General features: G+C 64.1%; 14 protein-coding genes and 2 riboswitches. Of the genes, 3 read left to right on the top strand and 11 right to left on the bottom strand.

All coding sequences use genetic code 11. From position 1 onward, the window contains the following. Position 1 precedes the first annotated feature (1 nt). From C7A17_RS14565 to C7A17_RS14555, 3 genes are all read left to right on the top strand, one after another. Positions 2–952 carry an alpha/beta fold hydrolase gene (locus C7A17_RS14565; protein ID WP_106738684.1) on the top strand — a complete coding sequence of 317 codons (951 nt, stop codon included), beginning with the start codon at positions 2–4 and terminating at the stop codon, positions 950–952. Between the two features lie 82 nt (positions 953–1,034). Then, positions 1,035–2,930, top strand: coding sequence for a 1-deoxy-D-xylulose-5-phosphate synthase (dxs, locus tag C7A17_RS14560; RefSeq protein ID WP_106738683.1), 1,896 nt, complete (start codon positions 1,035–1,037; stop codon positions 2,928–2,930). 72 nt (positions 2,931–3,002) lie between these two features. Further along, positions 3,003–3,207: riboswitch (cobalamin riboswitch) on the top strand. Positions 3,208–3,292: 85 nt separating this feature from the next. Then, positions 3,293–5,158, top strand: a complete 1,866-nt coding sequence (locus tag C7A17_RS14555; protein ID WP_106738682.1) for a TonB-dependent receptor domain-containing protein — start codon at positions 3,293–3,295, stop codon at positions 5,156–5,158. A 142-nt stretch (positions 5,159–5,300) separates the two neighbouring features. Here C7A17_RS14555 and C7A17_RS14550 read toward each other — a convergent pair whose 3' ends face one another. From C7A17_RS14550 to C7A17_RS14495, 11 genes are all read right to left on the bottom strand, one after another. After that, a complete protein-coding gene (locus C7A17_RS14550) occupies positions 5,301–6,095 on the bottom strand; it encodes a cobalamin-binding protein (protein WP_106738681.1) in 795 nt (264 codons plus the stop codon). Continuing rightward, positions 6,095–6,508 (bottom strand): MFS transporter, encoded by a 414-nt coding sequence (locus tag C7A17_RS14545; RefSeq protein WP_106738680.1) that lies wholly within the window; start codon positions 6,506–6,508, stop codon positions 6,095–6,097. The genes C7A17_RS14550 and C7A17_RS14545 overlap by 1 nt, the downstream gene beginning before the upstream one ends. Further along, entirely contained in the window at positions 6,505–7,125 is a 621-nt protein-coding gene (gene ribA, locus C7A17_RS14540; RefSeq protein ID WP_106738679.1) for a GTP cyclohydrolase II, read from the bottom strand. Before ribA ends, C7A17_RS14545 begins: the two co-directional genes overlap by 4 nt. A gap of 111 nt (positions 7,126–7,236) precedes the next feature. Further along, entirely contained in the window at positions 7,237–7,881 is a 645-nt protein-coding gene (locus C7A17_RS14535; protein WP_106738678.1) for a TIGR02281 family clan AA aspartic protease, read from the bottom strand. Between the two features lie 18 nt (positions 7,882–7,899). Beyond that, positions 7,900–8,634: a substrate-binding periplasmic protein gene (locus C7A17_RS14530; protein WP_106738677.1), complete on the bottom strand. Its 735-nt coding sequence runs from the start codon at positions 8,632–8,634 to the stop codon at positions 7,900–7,902. Positions 8,635–8,643: 9 nt separating this feature from the next. Continuing rightward, the gene (locus C7A17_RS14525) at positions 8,644–9,171 is read right to left on the bottom strand and encodes a phosphatidylglycerophosphatase A family protein (RefSeq protein WP_106742940.1); all 528 of its coding nucleotides are present in this window, start codon (positions 9,169–9,171) and stop codon (positions 8,644–8,646) included. Positions 9,172–9,186: 15 nt separating this feature from the next. After that, on the bottom strand, positions 9,187–10,140 hold the full coding sequence (gene thiL / locus C7A17_RS14520; RefSeq protein WP_106738676.1) for a thiamine-phosphate kinase: 954 nt from the start codon (positions 10,138–10,140) through the stop codon (positions 9,187–9,189). A gap of 90 nt (positions 10,141–10,230) precedes the next feature. Continuing rightward, positions 10,231–10,710 (bottom strand): transcription antitermination factor NusB, encoded by a 480-nt coding sequence (nusB, locus tag C7A17_RS14515; RefSeq protein ID WP_003463208.1) that lies wholly within the window; start codon positions 10,708–10,710, stop codon positions 10,231–10,233. Continuing rightward, positions 10,707–11,183, bottom strand: coding sequence for a 6,7-dimethyl-8-ribityllumazine synthase (gene ribH / locus C7A17_RS14510; protein WP_012019761.1), 477 nt, complete (start codon positions 11,181–11,183; stop codon positions 10,707–10,709). Before ribH ends, nusB begins: the two co-directional genes overlap by 4 nt. Before the next feature lie 315 nt (positions 11,184–11,498). Then, positions 11,499–12,578, bottom strand: coding sequence for a bifunctional 3,4-dihydroxy-2-butanone-4-phosphate synthase/GTP cyclohydrolase II (gene ribBA, locus C7A17_RS14500; protein WP_106738674.1), 1,080 nt, complete (start codon positions 12,576–12,578; stop codon positions 11,499–11,501). Between the two features lie 11 nt (positions 12,579–12,589). Next, on the bottom strand, positions 12,590–13,252 hold the full coding sequence (locus tag C7A17_RS14495; protein ID WP_106738673.1) for a riboflavin synthase: 663 nt from the start codon (positions 13,250–13,252) through the stop codon (positions 12,590–12,592). Between the two features lie 123 nt (positions 13,253–13,375). Next, positions 13,376–13,530, bottom strand: a riboswitch (FMN riboswitch). Positions 13,531–13,609: the final 79 nt, after the last annotated feature.

Here is a 13,609-nt window from a genome sequence, read left to right as displayed (position 1 = left end):
CATGCACTTCGACCACCGCCTGCTCGCCGTCAACGGCATCGAACTCAGCCTGTACAGCGCCGGCCCCGAGCACGGCAAGCCGGTGTGGCTGCTGCATGGCTTTCCCGAGTGCTGGTACGCCTGGCACCCGCAAATCGAGGCGCTGGCCGCCGCCGGCTACCGGGTGTTCGCCCCGGAGATGCGCGGCTACGGCGCCAGCAGCGCGCCAACTGATCCGGCGGCCTATGACCTGCTCACCCTGTGCGGCGATATCCAGGCGGCCATGGACATGCTTGGCCAGCGCGAGGTGGCGGTGGTCGGCCATGACTGGGGCGCGCCGGTGGCCTGGCACCTGGCGCTGCTGGAACCTGAACGGGTCAAGGCGCTCGGCGCGCTGTCGGTACCCTTCGGCGGCCGGCCGAAACGCCCGGCCATCGAGATGATGCGCGAGGCCTACGCCGGGCGCTTCCACTACATCATCTACTTCCAGCAGCCAGGCGTGGCCGAGGCCGAACTGGACGAAGACATCGGCCGCAGCCTGCGCCTGCTGCTCGGCGGCCTCGGCGATGCCCTGCTGGCAACGGACAAACCGGCTGATGCACGGCTGTTCGATGGCATGCCGGATGACCTGCCGCTGCCGCCCTGGTGCAGCGAGGCGATGTTCGCTCACTACCTGCGCACCTTCGAGCGCCACGGCTTTCGCGGCGCACTGAACTGGTACCGCAACTTCGAGCGCAACTGGCAGCGCAGTGAGCACCTTGCCGAGTTGCAGGTGACACAGCCGACGCTGTTCCTGCTTGGGGAGAACGATCCGGTGGGCCGCTTCGAGGCGCCGACCCTGAAACGCATGGGCGACAAGGTGCCGCACCTGGAACGCCACGACCTGCCGGGTGCAGGCCACTGGCTGCAGGCCGAATGCGGAGAACGGGTCAGCGCCCTGCTGCTGGATTTCCTCGCAAGACACTACCGGTAACGGCGATGTGGTCAGCGGATTGGGCTGTTTTCCTGGCATCAGGTAAACTGCCGCATCTTTTACACCTATAACGATTCGCCTGATGCCGACCACTTTCCACGAGATCCCCCGCGAGCGCCCGTTGACGCCGCTGCTCGACAGCGCCAACACGCCGGACGAACTGCGCCGCCTGGCCGAAGCGGACCTGGAAACCCTCGCTGACGAACTGCGCCAATACCTGCTCTACAGCGTTGGCCAGAGCGGCGGGCACTTCGGTGCCGGCCTCGGCGTGATCGAGCTGACCATCGCCCTGCATTACGTCTTCGACACCCCCGATGACCGTCTGGTGTGGGACGTCGGCCACCAAGCCTACCCGCACAAGATCCTCACCGGTCGTCGCGAGCGCATGGGCAGCCTGCGCCAGAAGGACGGTCTGGCCGCCTTCCCGCGGCGCAGCGAGAGTGAGTACGACACCTTCGGCGTCGGCCACTCCAGCACCAGCATCAGCGCGGCGCTGGGCATGGCCATTGCCGCCCGCCTGAAGGGCGAAAAGCGCAAGAGCGTGGCGGTGATCGGCGACGGCGCACTGACTGCCGGCATGGCCTTCGAAGCGCTCAACCACGCCACCGACGTCGGCGCCAACATGCTGGTGATCCTCAACGACAACGACATGTCGATCTCCAAGAATGTCGGCGGCCTGTCCAACTACCTGGCCAAGATCATCTCCAGCCGTACCTACGCCAGCATGCGCGAGGGCAGCAAGAAGATCCTCTCGCGCCTGCCCGGCGCCTGGGAAATCGCGCGCAAGGTCGAGGAACACGCCAAGGGCATGCTGGTGCCCGGTACCCTGTTCGAAGAACTAGGCTGGAACTACGTCGGCCCCATCGATGGCCACGACCTGCCCACCCTGCTCGCAACGCTGCGCAATATGCGCGACCTCGACGGGCCGCAGTTCCTGCATGTGGTGACCAAGAAGGGCAAGGGCTTCGCCCCTGCCGAGGCCGACCCGATCGGCTACCACGCCATCACCAAGCTGGAACCGGTAACCCCGGTCGCCGCCCCGAAGAAACCCAGCGGCCCGAAATATTCCAACGTGTTCGGCCAGTGGCTGTGCGACATGGCCGAGCAGGACGCGCGCCTGGTCGGTATCACCCCGGCGATGAAGGAAGGCTCGGATCTGGTGGATTTCAGCGAGCGCTTCCCCGAGCGCTACTTCGACGTCGCCATTGCCGAGCAGCACGCCGTGACCCTCGCGGCCGGCATGGCCTGCGAAGGCGCCAAGCCGGTGGTGGCGATCTACTCCACCTTCCTCCAGCGCGCCTATGACCAACTGATCCACGACGTGGCCGTGCAGCACCTTGATGTGCTGTTCGCCATCGACCGTGCCGGCCTGGTCGGCGAAGACGGCCCGACCCATGCCGGCAGCTTCGATCTGTCCTACCTGCGCTGCATCCCCGGCATGCTGGTGATGACGCCGAGCGACGAGAACGAGATGCGCCGCATGCTCACCACCGGCCACCTGTTCGACGGTCCTGCAGCGGTTCGCTACCCGCGCGGCACTGGCCCCAATGCAGCGCTCGATGCTGGTCTGGAGCCGTTGGAGATTGGCAAAGCCGTGGTACGCCGCCAGGGCAAGGGCGTCGCCCTGCTGGCCTTCGGCGTGCAACTGGCCGAAGCCCTGCGTGTGGGTGAAACCCTGGACGCCACGGTGGTCGACATGCGCTTCGTCAAACCGCTGGACGAAGCCCTGCTGCGCGAACTGGCGGGCAACCACGCGCTGCTGGTGACCATCGAGGAAAACAGCATCATGGGCGGCGCTGGCAGTGCGGTCAGCGAATTCTTCGCCGCCGAGAACCGCCAGGTGCCGATGCTGCACCTGGGCCTGCCCGACTACTACGTCGAGCACGCGAAACCGAGTCAGATGCTTGCCGAGTGCGGCCTCGACGAAGCCGGCATCGAACGCGCGGTACGTCAGCGTCTGGATTTGCTTCAGGCCTGAGCATGAAGCCCGCTCATCGTTGAATGAGCGGAGCTTGCTTGTCATTCATATGCGTGCGCACTAAGGTTCGCGCACTTCATGTTCCGCCAGGGTGCGCTGCGCAAGCAGTGTTAAACGGGAAGCCGGTGCGCTCGTCATGAGCAATCCCGGCGCTGCCCCCGCAACGGTAATCGACTGCACGCGCTGAGCGTGCGCCGCGTCCAACAGCCACTGGGGCAACCTGGGAAGGCGGGCGCGGGTCGAGAGCCCGGAGACCGGCCAAGGCGGTGCGACTGGTGTTGCGGAGGGCAGCACGGTCAAGCGCCGCCCTGCGCGCTTGCTCCTGCCCTCCTCGAAAGTCTGCCGACCTTTGAGGAAAGAGAATGAAACTGTCCCGTCTGGCGCTGGCCATCGCCGTCATGCCCGGCCTTGCACTGGCCGCAGAGCCTTATACGACCGAGCCTCTGGTGGTCACCTCCGGACGTCTGGCCGAACCGCAAGCGCAGGCTACTGCGGCTACCACCGTCTTCGAGCGGGACGATATCGAACGCCTGCAGGCCAGTAGCGTTACCGAGTTGCTGGAGCGCGTGCCAGGTCTCAGCATCGTCCGTACTGGCGGTGTCGGCAGCCAGACGGGCGTGTTCCTGCGCGGCACCAGCACGGCACAAACCCTGGTACTGGTCGACGGCCAACGTATCGCGGCCGCCTCCAGCGGCACCAGCAGCCTGGAGTTTCTCGCCCCCGATCAGATCGAGCGTATCGAAGTCGTACGCGGCGCCCGTTCGGCGCTCTACGGCTCTGACGCCATTGGCGGGGTGATCCAGATTTTCACCCGCCAGGGCGATGGACTGGGTCTCAAGCCTTACGCCCGCCTGGCCGCTGGCAGCGACAGCACTTACCAACGCAGCCTCGGTCTCTCCGGCGGCGACGAACGCACTCGCTTTCATCTGGGCGCCGCTCTGGATGAGACAGCCGGTATTGACGCGACCCGCGACAGTTTCGGTGCCAATGGCGACGACGACGCCTACCGCAATCGCTCACTCAGTCTGAATCTTTCGCACCGTTTCAACGACGATCTACAAATTGGCTTCAGTGCGCTCGAACAGCGCGGACAGGTGGAATACGACGATGTCTTTACCGGGTCTCTGCCGACTACCGACTTCTTGCTCAGCAGCATCTCTGGCTTCCTCGATGCACGCTTCAACGAGGTATGGAGCAGTCGCCTGGAACTGGGTCATAGCGAAGACAAGCGCGACAGTGGCAACGATCAGCCAGGCGGCACTATCAGCCAATTCAATACCTATCGTGACGCAGCCAATTGGCTGAACACTCTGACACTCAACGAAAACCACCAACTGCTGCTGGGGCTGGACTGGTATGAAGATCGAGCGCAGGGCACGACGGATTTCGTCGAGGACTCACGCTGGAACCGAGCGGCCTTCGTCCAGCATCGTTATACCGGAGAAACGTTCTCGACCGAGCTGGGAGTGCGCCACGACGACAACCAACAATTCGGTAGCGAGAACACCTGGAACGCAGCATTGACCTTGCCCCTCAACAATGCCAACGACCTGATCCTGTCGTATAGCGAAGGTTTCCGCGCGCCGACCTTCAACGACTTGTATTACCCGGATTTCTGCTTTGGTGGCATGTGCTTTGCCAGCGCCAACCCCGACCTCGCCCCGGAACGTTCCAAAAGCTACGAACTGCAGTGGCGCAGCCGCTACAGCGACACGGGCTCCCTGCAGACGTCCGTGTACCGCACCGAGATCGAGGACGCCATCGTTCTGGACGAGAACTTCATCCCGCAGAACGTGCAGACAGCACGCATCAATGGCTTCGAAGCAGCCGTACAACAGGAACTGTTCGGTTGGCAGGGCAATCTCTCTCTGGCCCTGATCGACCCACGTGACCGCGCCAGCGGCCATACCCTGCAGCGCCGCGCCAAACGCACATTGAGTCTGGATATCGACCGCCGTTTTGGTGACGTCTCGCTCGGAGCCGGCTGGCGTGCGCTCAGTGGTCGCTACGACGATGCCGACAACGAGATCGAAATGAGTGGCTACGGCCTGCTCAGCCTCCGCGCAGCCTGGCAGGCCAATGAGGAACTGGGGCTTAGCCTGAAGCTGGATAACCTGCTGGACAAGGATTACGCAGAAGCCACCTACAGTACACCCAATGGCCGTTTCGGCTACAACAGCGCAGGGCGCACCGCACTGCTGGCCGTAACCTGGACACCGCAACTCTAATGTTGATGCGTACCCCCTCGTAGAGCGTACTCGGCTTTGGCTTCCTGCGTCGCTCTACCTCCTGCATCCATGCAGCCGTCGCGAAGCAGTACGCCGTAACGATTCGCCCTGTAGGGTGTGCCACGCGCACCGCCTGGAAGCGCTACCGCGCCCCAGCCATTCGCTCACACAACTGCTCGATGGCGCCCAGCATCTGCCGACTGGGCCGCTCCAGGCCCTTGTCCGGCACCGCCCATACCTGCCCCAGGCGCACGGCATGCAACTGCGGCCAGGCCTGCCAGGCGCTAAGCTCGGCGTTGCTGCCGCCAAGTATCACGTCCGGATCACGCGCCAGCACAGCCTCCACGCTGACCTGTGGCGCCGGTTGCGGCAGGTCGGCGAACAGGTTGCGCGCCCCGCATACCTGCAAGGCGTCACCGATCAGTTGCCCGCCACCGATGGTGTAAAGCGGTTGATGCCAGATCTGATAGAACACCGTCAGGGGCCTCTCGCGCCGGTAGCGCTGGCGCAGCGCGTCCAGTTCGGCCCGAAACTCGGTGGCCAACCGCTCGCCCTGCTCGGCCCGGCCCACTCGCTGACCAATGCGCACAAAGGCCTCGCCCAGTTGGTCGAGGCGCTGCGGTTCGATGATCAGCAGGTCGATGCCGAAACGTTGCAACTGCGCCTGTTGCGCCGGCGGCACACTACCGGGCGCGATCAGGATCAGATCAGGCGCCAACTGCAGCAGGCGTTCGAATTCCAGCTGGCCATAGCGGCCGACCGTAGGCAGATGCGCCAGCGCGGCGGGACGCTCATCCCCTTCGAGCACGCCGATCAACAGGTCGGCGGCATCTAGGTCGAGCATGATTTCGCTGAGCGAAGGCGCCAGGCTGATTACCCGCTCAGCGGCTGGCAGGGGTAGCGCCAGCGCGCAGAGGGCGAGCAGCAGCGCGCGCATCAACCCAACTGGCGGGGAATGCGGTAGAGGCTGTGCAGCACGATGGACGACAGCGCCAGCAACACCAGGGGAATCGCTTCGAGGCCGGCCAGAACCGCCAGGGCGGCGATCCATGCAGGCAGAGCCGCGCCGAGCAGCGCACGCAGGCGCACGCGATCCAGCTCCAGCCAGGCAGCGGGTTCCTCCTCACTATCGAGGGCTTTCTGGGTGGCGATCAGAGCGTGTTTGTAGGCAGAGAACAGCGGCAGGCTGACGAACATCGAGGCCAGACCGGCGATGAACATCGGCATGCTCAGAACCGTGTGGCCGCCACCGCCGAACAGCAGGTTGAAGACCAGCAACGGCGCCAGGGCCACGGCCAGGTGACGCCACCAGAGCAGTGCCAGCCGGCGTTTCACCTGACCTCGGGTCACAGGCTTTCCTCGGTCTCGCCCTGATGCTGATTGCCCAGCATGTGGCCGAGCTTACCGGCCTTGGTGGCGAGGTAACGCTTGTTGTACGGGTTGTGCGCGATCTGCAGCGGCACGCGATGATCCACGGTGATGCCCATCTCGCCCAAGGCCTTGACCTTGCGCGGATTGTTGGTCATCAGCCTGAGGCTCTGGATTCCCAGGTGTTCGAGCATCGGCAGGCAGATGGCGTAGTCACGCTGATCGGCGCCGAAGCCCAGGCGCTCGTTGGCTTCCACGGTATCGGCCCCGCCATCCTGCAGCTCATAGGCGCGGATCTTGTTCAGCAGGCCGATGCCACGGCCTTCCTGACGCAGGTACAGCAGCACGCCACGGCCTTCGTTGGCGATGGCCTGCAGCGCGGCCTGCAGCTGGGCACCGCAGTCGCAGCGCAGGCTGAACAGGGCGTCGCCGGTCAGGCATTCGGAGTGCAGGCGACCAAGCACCGGAGCACCGTCGGCGACGTTGCCGAAGGTCAGGGCGACATGTTCCTTGCCGGTGGCCTCGTCGAGGAAGCCATGCATGATGAACACGCCGAAGGGCGTGGGCAGTTGGGAGGCGGCGACGAACACGACGGACACCGGATACTCCTAGCAATGAGTACGAATCAGGGCCCGCATTGTATCAGCAGCCCCCGCTGGCGGGTCAGTCAGAATTGCCGATCATCAGTATCGAAACGGTCAATGGCAGTTTCAAAGCTTGGACTCGAGCACCAGCATCCCCTGCTCCTCGCGCCAGCCAACCCGACCGAGGAAGCTCATGCCCAGCAGCGCCTCGTGCGGCGCGCCACCTTCGAGCACCACAGCCTCGACACCGAGCACTTCAAGATCGCCGATCTTGACCCGGTCGAGCATCACCCGCCAGCCACGGGTGACGCCACTGGCGGTGTTGACCTGCAACGGCCGCCCACTGACCCGGTAATCGATCCCCAGGCGCTTGGCATGAGCATCGTTGAGCGCCACCGACGTGGCGCCGGTGTCGACCAGGAACTGCACGGTCTGGCCATTGACCGAACCGGCCACCCAATAGTGGCCACCAATACCCTTGGCGATGCTCAGGCGCTTCCTCTGCGGCTCGGCGAAACCAGCGCTGTATTCGCGGCTGAGCGGATACGCGCGGTCGACTCCGTCGACGCGCAGTACCGCACCCTGCTTGTCGACGCTGACCACCTGCACACCACCTGGACCACTATCGCCGACGCGCACCAGCTTGCGCTGACCATCGACGTTGATCACCGCCGCACCAGGGAAAAGGCCGACCACCTGCACCTGCGAAGCGGCCCAGGCAAAGCTCGAGCACAACAGCAATAGGCCCGCGAGACAGTGACGAGGCTGCATGAAAGACGGTCTCCAGGCTCAGTCGAAGGGATAAGGTTGGCGCCAACGGGCGAAGACCGGCCGCAGTTCGCCACTGACGATCAACGCAGCCATGCGTCGATCATAGAGTTCGGCCAATGCACGACCACGCGGCGTATCGGCGAAGCCGAGATACAGCGGCAACTGCATAAGATCCGTGGCGCGATACTGCTGCGGCTTGGCTGCCTGGCTCAGCACGTAGTCGACCTCGGGCCGAGCATCGATATAGAAGTCCGCATGGCCCAGGTCGAGCATGCCGAGAATACCGCTACGCCGCTGCACTTCCCGGTAGTCGCGCACATTCGGCAGATATTCCTCGTAGCCGTAGCCACGCACCCAGACCAACCGATACTTGCTCAGACTGTCCAGTGTCGGCACCGGCTTGTCCTTGAGACTAAGTGCGACAATCTGATCAGTATCGTAGGGATGCGTCGGGTAGAGCACATTGCCCTCGACCTCGTCGCGATAGGAGCCCACCCAGGCATCGGCCTCATCACGTTGAACCAGGCCAACGGCACGCATGTAGGGCACGCTGTGGATGCTCAGTCTGACCCCCGCCGGCTCGAATACCTTGCGCATGACGTCCCACCCCAGGCCCGTGCCGTCGGCCTCGGTGTAGCCTTCCCAGACCTCACTGGCCAGGCGTATCTCGCCCGGTAGCTGCCCCTGAATCTGTGCGCCCGCGAATGCGCTCCACATCCAGAGCACGGCGAGGCACCAACGTATCATCCGCATGCCTGCTCCTTAGAACCCCAGCCCGGCTCCGTATCTGGCCCACCCCCAGACCACACCCTGCATGGCCAACCAGGCAAAGACACCAGCCAGGATGTCATCGAGCATGATGCCGACGCCGCCATGCACATGACGGTCGATCCAGCGAATCGGCCAGGGCTTGACGATGTCGAACAGCCGAAACATGAGGAAGCCTAGCAGCAACCAGACCCACCCCTCGGGCACCAGCCACAGGGTGATCCACATGCCGACCATCTCGTCCCAGACGATACCTTCGTGATCGTGCACGCGCAGATCGTCAGCGACCTTGCCACACAGCCAGAAGCCGAACAGCATGGTCACCCCAAGCATCAGCCAGTAACCCCAGTCCGGCAGCATCTGCCACAGCGGCACGAACGGCAACGCCACCAGCGAACCCCAGGTGCCGGGCGCCTTGGGCAAGGTGCCGGAGCCGAAACCGAAGGCGATGAAATGCCAGGGGTTGCGCCATACCGAGGGCGGTACGTATTCGGCGGGAACCTGTTTGGGGTGATCGGTCACACGCATTCCGTCCTGTCAGAAATGTTGGTAGCCGCCGCGAGGCGGATCGATAAGCTGGCCGCTCGCATTCAGCAACTGCACGCCGCTGCCCGCCAGGGTTCTGCCGATGACCCGAACCTCAGGCCAGTCGCGCTGGATTTCAGGGAGCAACGCTGGCGGTAGGGTAAAGGCCAGGCGGTAGTCGTCGCCACCACCGAGCGCGCAGAGCCGCGCCTGCTCCTCACCGGCGAGCGCTCGCAACGGCGCGGATAGAGGAATCCGCTCCAGTTCGATCTGCAGGGCTACCTGTGAGGAGTGGGCGATATGCCCGCAGTCGGCGAGCAGCCCATCGGAAATGTCCAATGCGGCCGTGGCTCGCCCACGCAAGGCCTGGCCCAGGGCCAATTGCGGCTGCGGTGACCAGTAGCGCGCCAGCAACGCGTCACGGATATCAGCCGCCGCCTCGCATTGCCCCAGAACCAGTGGCAGGGCGCCTGCGGCGTCGCCCAGTTCGCCCCCAACGCACAGCAGATCACCGACCTGCGCGCCGCTGCGCAACAGTGCCTGCCCGGCCGGTACACGGCCGAACACGGTCAGCGTCAGGCTCAGGGGGCCGCGCGTGGTGTCGCCGCCGACCAGCGCAAGCGAGCAATTCTGCGCCATCAATTGCAGGCCACGGGCGAACTCGGCAAGCCAGATTTCACTGGCGGTCGGCAAGGTCAAAGCGAGGGTAAAGGCCAGCGGCGTAGCGCCCATGGCGGCCAGGTCACTGGCGGAGACGGCCAGCGCACGCTGACCGAGGAGAAAGGCATCGCAGGCGTCGGGAAAATGCACCCCGGCAACCAGCGTGTCGGTGGACACCGCCAGCTGCTCACCTACTGGCAACGCCAGCAGGGCGCAGTCATCGCCAATACCGCAAACCACGCCGTCGCCGCCCTGAGCACAAAGGGCGGCGGCGAAGTAGCGACGGATCAGCTCGAACTCACCCATGGGCAAGTGACAATCTGCTACGCGTCGGCCCGGCATAAAAGAGGCCGGGCTCCAGCTCGCGAGATCGTAAATCGAGCATGCAGGAAGGCCTCAACGCTTGTTGGCGTTGACTTCGGCCGCACGCAGCTTGGGCGCGAGCTTGTCCAGAATGCCGTTGACGAACTTGTGACCGTCGGTGGCACCGAACACCTTGGCCAGCTCGATACCTTCGTTGATCACCACCTTGTAGGGGACGTCGACGCGGTTCTTCAGCTCATAGGTGGACAGACGCAGGATGGCCAGTTCGACCGGGTCGATCTCTTCCAGAGGGCGATCGAGCAAGGGCGTGAAAGCCTCGTCCAGCTCGGTCTTCTGCCGCGGCACGCCGTGCAGGATCTCGTGGAAGTAGGCGCCATCGACCTTGCTGAAATCGTTGTCGACGCGAAACTGCGCTTCGATCTCGTTCAGCGGCTGCCCGGCGATGTGCCAGGAGTACAGAGCCTGCATGGCCAGGGTACGGGCCTCGCGGCGCGCGAGAATCTTGCCGCTGGGGCCCTTCTTGGCAGGCTGGCCGTTACCGGAGTTGCTCACTTGGCCTCCAACTGCGCCAGCAGGCTGACCATTTCCAGGGCAGACAGCGCAGCTTCGGCACCCTTGTTACCCGCCTTGGTGCCGGAACGCTCGATGGCTTGTTCGATGGAGTCGACGGTCAGCACGCCGAACGCGACCGGTACGCCGTATTCCATGGAAACCTGGGCCAGGCCCTTGGTGCACTCGCCGGCAACGTATTCGAAGTGCGGGGTGCCGCCACGGATGACCGCGCCGAGGGCGATGATCGCCGCGTACTCGCCACGCTGAGCAACCTTCTGGGTAACCAGCGGAATCTCGAAGGCGCCCGGCGCACGGATGATGGTGATGTCGCTTTCGCTAACACCGTGGCGAACCAGGGCGTCGATTGCGCCACTGACCAGGCTCTCGACGACGAAGCTGTTGAAACGGCCTACCACCAGGGCGTATTTGCCCTTCGGGGCGATGAAGGTACCTTCGATGGTCTTCAGGGTCATGACGGGTCTCACATGGGTTAAAGAGCCGGGGCGTCGTGCGCCCCGAAAATAAAATTCATTCGGTAACGTAGCCCGGATGCAATCCGGGGCCAGTGTGCCGATCTTCCCGGATTTCATCCGGGCTACATGCTTTAGCTCCCCTCTCCCATTTATGGGAGGGGGCCGGGGAGAGGGCATGCGGTGCCGCGAAAACACCCTCTCCCGCCCTGCGGGCACCCTCGGCTTTGGCATCCTGCGTCGCCCTACCTCCTGCATCCATGCAGTCGTCTCCCATGAATGAGAGAGGGTCATCAGCTTTGGCCCTTCGGGCCGCCTTTAGTCAGCCGGCAGGTATTCTACAACCTCGAGATCGAAGCCGGATATCGCGTTGAACTTCATCGGCGAGCTCATCAGGCGCATCTTGCGCACGCCAAGGTCACGCAGAATCTGCGAACCAGCGCCCACGGTGCTGTAGGTTGCCGGGTTGGCCGGTTGCTGGCGACCGATCAGCGCCAGCAGCTCCGGGCCAGTCAGCGGATTACCGAGCAGCAGCACCACACCACTACCAGCCTTGGCCACTTCAGCCATTGCAGCACGCATGCTCCATCGACCCGGCTGATTGACCAGGAACAGGTCGCGCAGCGGATCCATGTTGTGCACACGCACCAGAGTTGGCTCTTCGGAGCAGATGGTGCCCAGGGTCAGCGCCATGTGCGCGGTGTTCTCGACGCCATCGCGATAGGTCACCAGGTTGAACTGACCCAGCTCGGTATCCAGCGGCTGCTCGCTAATACGCTCTACGGTGCGCTCGTGAATCAGGCGATAGTGGATCAGGTCGGCAATGGTGCCGATCTTCAGACCGTGCTCTTCAGCGAACTTCTCCAGCTCCGGACGACGCGCCATGGTACCGTCATCGTTCATGATCTCGCAGATCACCCCACTCGGCTCGAAGCCACCCATGCGCGCCAGGTCGCAGGCCGCCTCGGTATGGCCGGCACGCGCCAGCACGCCGCCGGGCTGAGCCATCAGTGGAAAGATGTGGCCAGGGCTGACGATGTCCTCGGCCACCGCATTGCGCGCCACGGCGGCCTGCACGGTACGGGCGCGGTCGGCGGCGGAGATGCCGGTGGTAACGCCCTCGGCCGCCTCGATGGAGACGGTGAACTTGGTGCCAAAGCCGGAACCGTTACGCGGCGCCATCAGTGGCAGTTTGAGCAGCTCGCAGCGCTCGCGGGTCATCGGCATGCAGATCAGGCCACGGGCAAAGCGGGCCATGAAGTTGATGTGCTCGGCGGTGACGCATTCGGAGGCGATGATGATGTCGCCTTCGTTCTCGCGGTCTTCGTCATCCATCAGGATGACCATCTTGCCGGCGCGGATGTCTTCGATCAGTTCTTCAGCGGTATTGAGCGCCATCGGGCGTCTCCTCAATTCTTCAGGTAGCCGTGTTCGGCGAGAAAGCTTTCGGTCAGGCCCGAGGCCTTGGGCTCGGCGGCCTTGTCGCCGAGCAGCAGGCGCTCCAGGTAACGCGCCAGCAGGTCGACCTCAAGGTTGACCTTACGCCCAGCCTGGTAGTCGACCATGATGGTCTCGGCCAGGGTGTGCGGCACGATGGTCAGCTCGAATTCGGCGCCATCGACCGCGTTGACGGTCAGGCTGGTGCCGTCGACGGTGATCGAACCTTTATGGGCGATGTACTTGGCCAACTCACGCGGCGCACGTACCTTGAACTGAACGGCGCGGGCGTTATCGGCGCGCGAGACGATCTCGCCGACGCCGTCGACGTGACCGCTGACCAGGTGGCCGCCGAGGCGACTGGTCGGCGTCAGGGCCTTTTCCAGATTCACGGCGCTGCCGGGCTTGAGGTCGATGAAGGCGGTGCGCGCCAGCGTCTCGCGGCTGACATCGGCCCAGAAGCCGTCGCCGGGCAACTCCACCGCCGTCAGGCAAATGCCGTTGACCGCGATACTGTCGCCAAGCTTGACGTCGCCCAGATCGAGCTTGCCGGTGGCCACGTAGACGCGCACGTCACCGCCCTTGGGCGTCATCGCGCGGATACTGCCGATGGCTTCGATTATGCCGGTGAACATGCGCCCTCCGAATCTTGCTTGAAGATAATGCACAGCATGGATGAACTCCTGTTTTGGTCAAAAACAGGGCAATGCCGATCGATAGGGATTTCACGGGCACGCTCGAGGCGCCCGAGGAGGGAATCCCGCTCTCTCTTTATCCGGACTATACCGTCGGCCCCGGAATCTCACCGGGTCTGCTAGACCTCGCGCGGCAGGAGCCGTGGCGAGCGCTCGCGGGCTAGGCCTTGAAGGCCATTACCGCCGGTGGGGAATCACACCCCGCCCTGAGAACGTTGCGGCTACATGAGAATAGCCGCGTGGCGTTTTACCACATTTACAGCAACGCTGCATGAACCGTCGGGGGGCGCAGGCCGC

Origin of the sequence: Pseudomonas mendocina, assembly GCF_003008615.1 — a bacterium.
GTDB classification, from domain to species: Bacteria; Pseudomonadota; Gammaproteobacteria; order Pseudomonadales; family Pseudomonadaceae; genus Aquipseudomonas; species Aquipseudomonas mendocina_C.
Note: the sequence above shows the minus strand (reverse complement) of the source record. Positions and strands in the feature narration are given on the sequence as shown.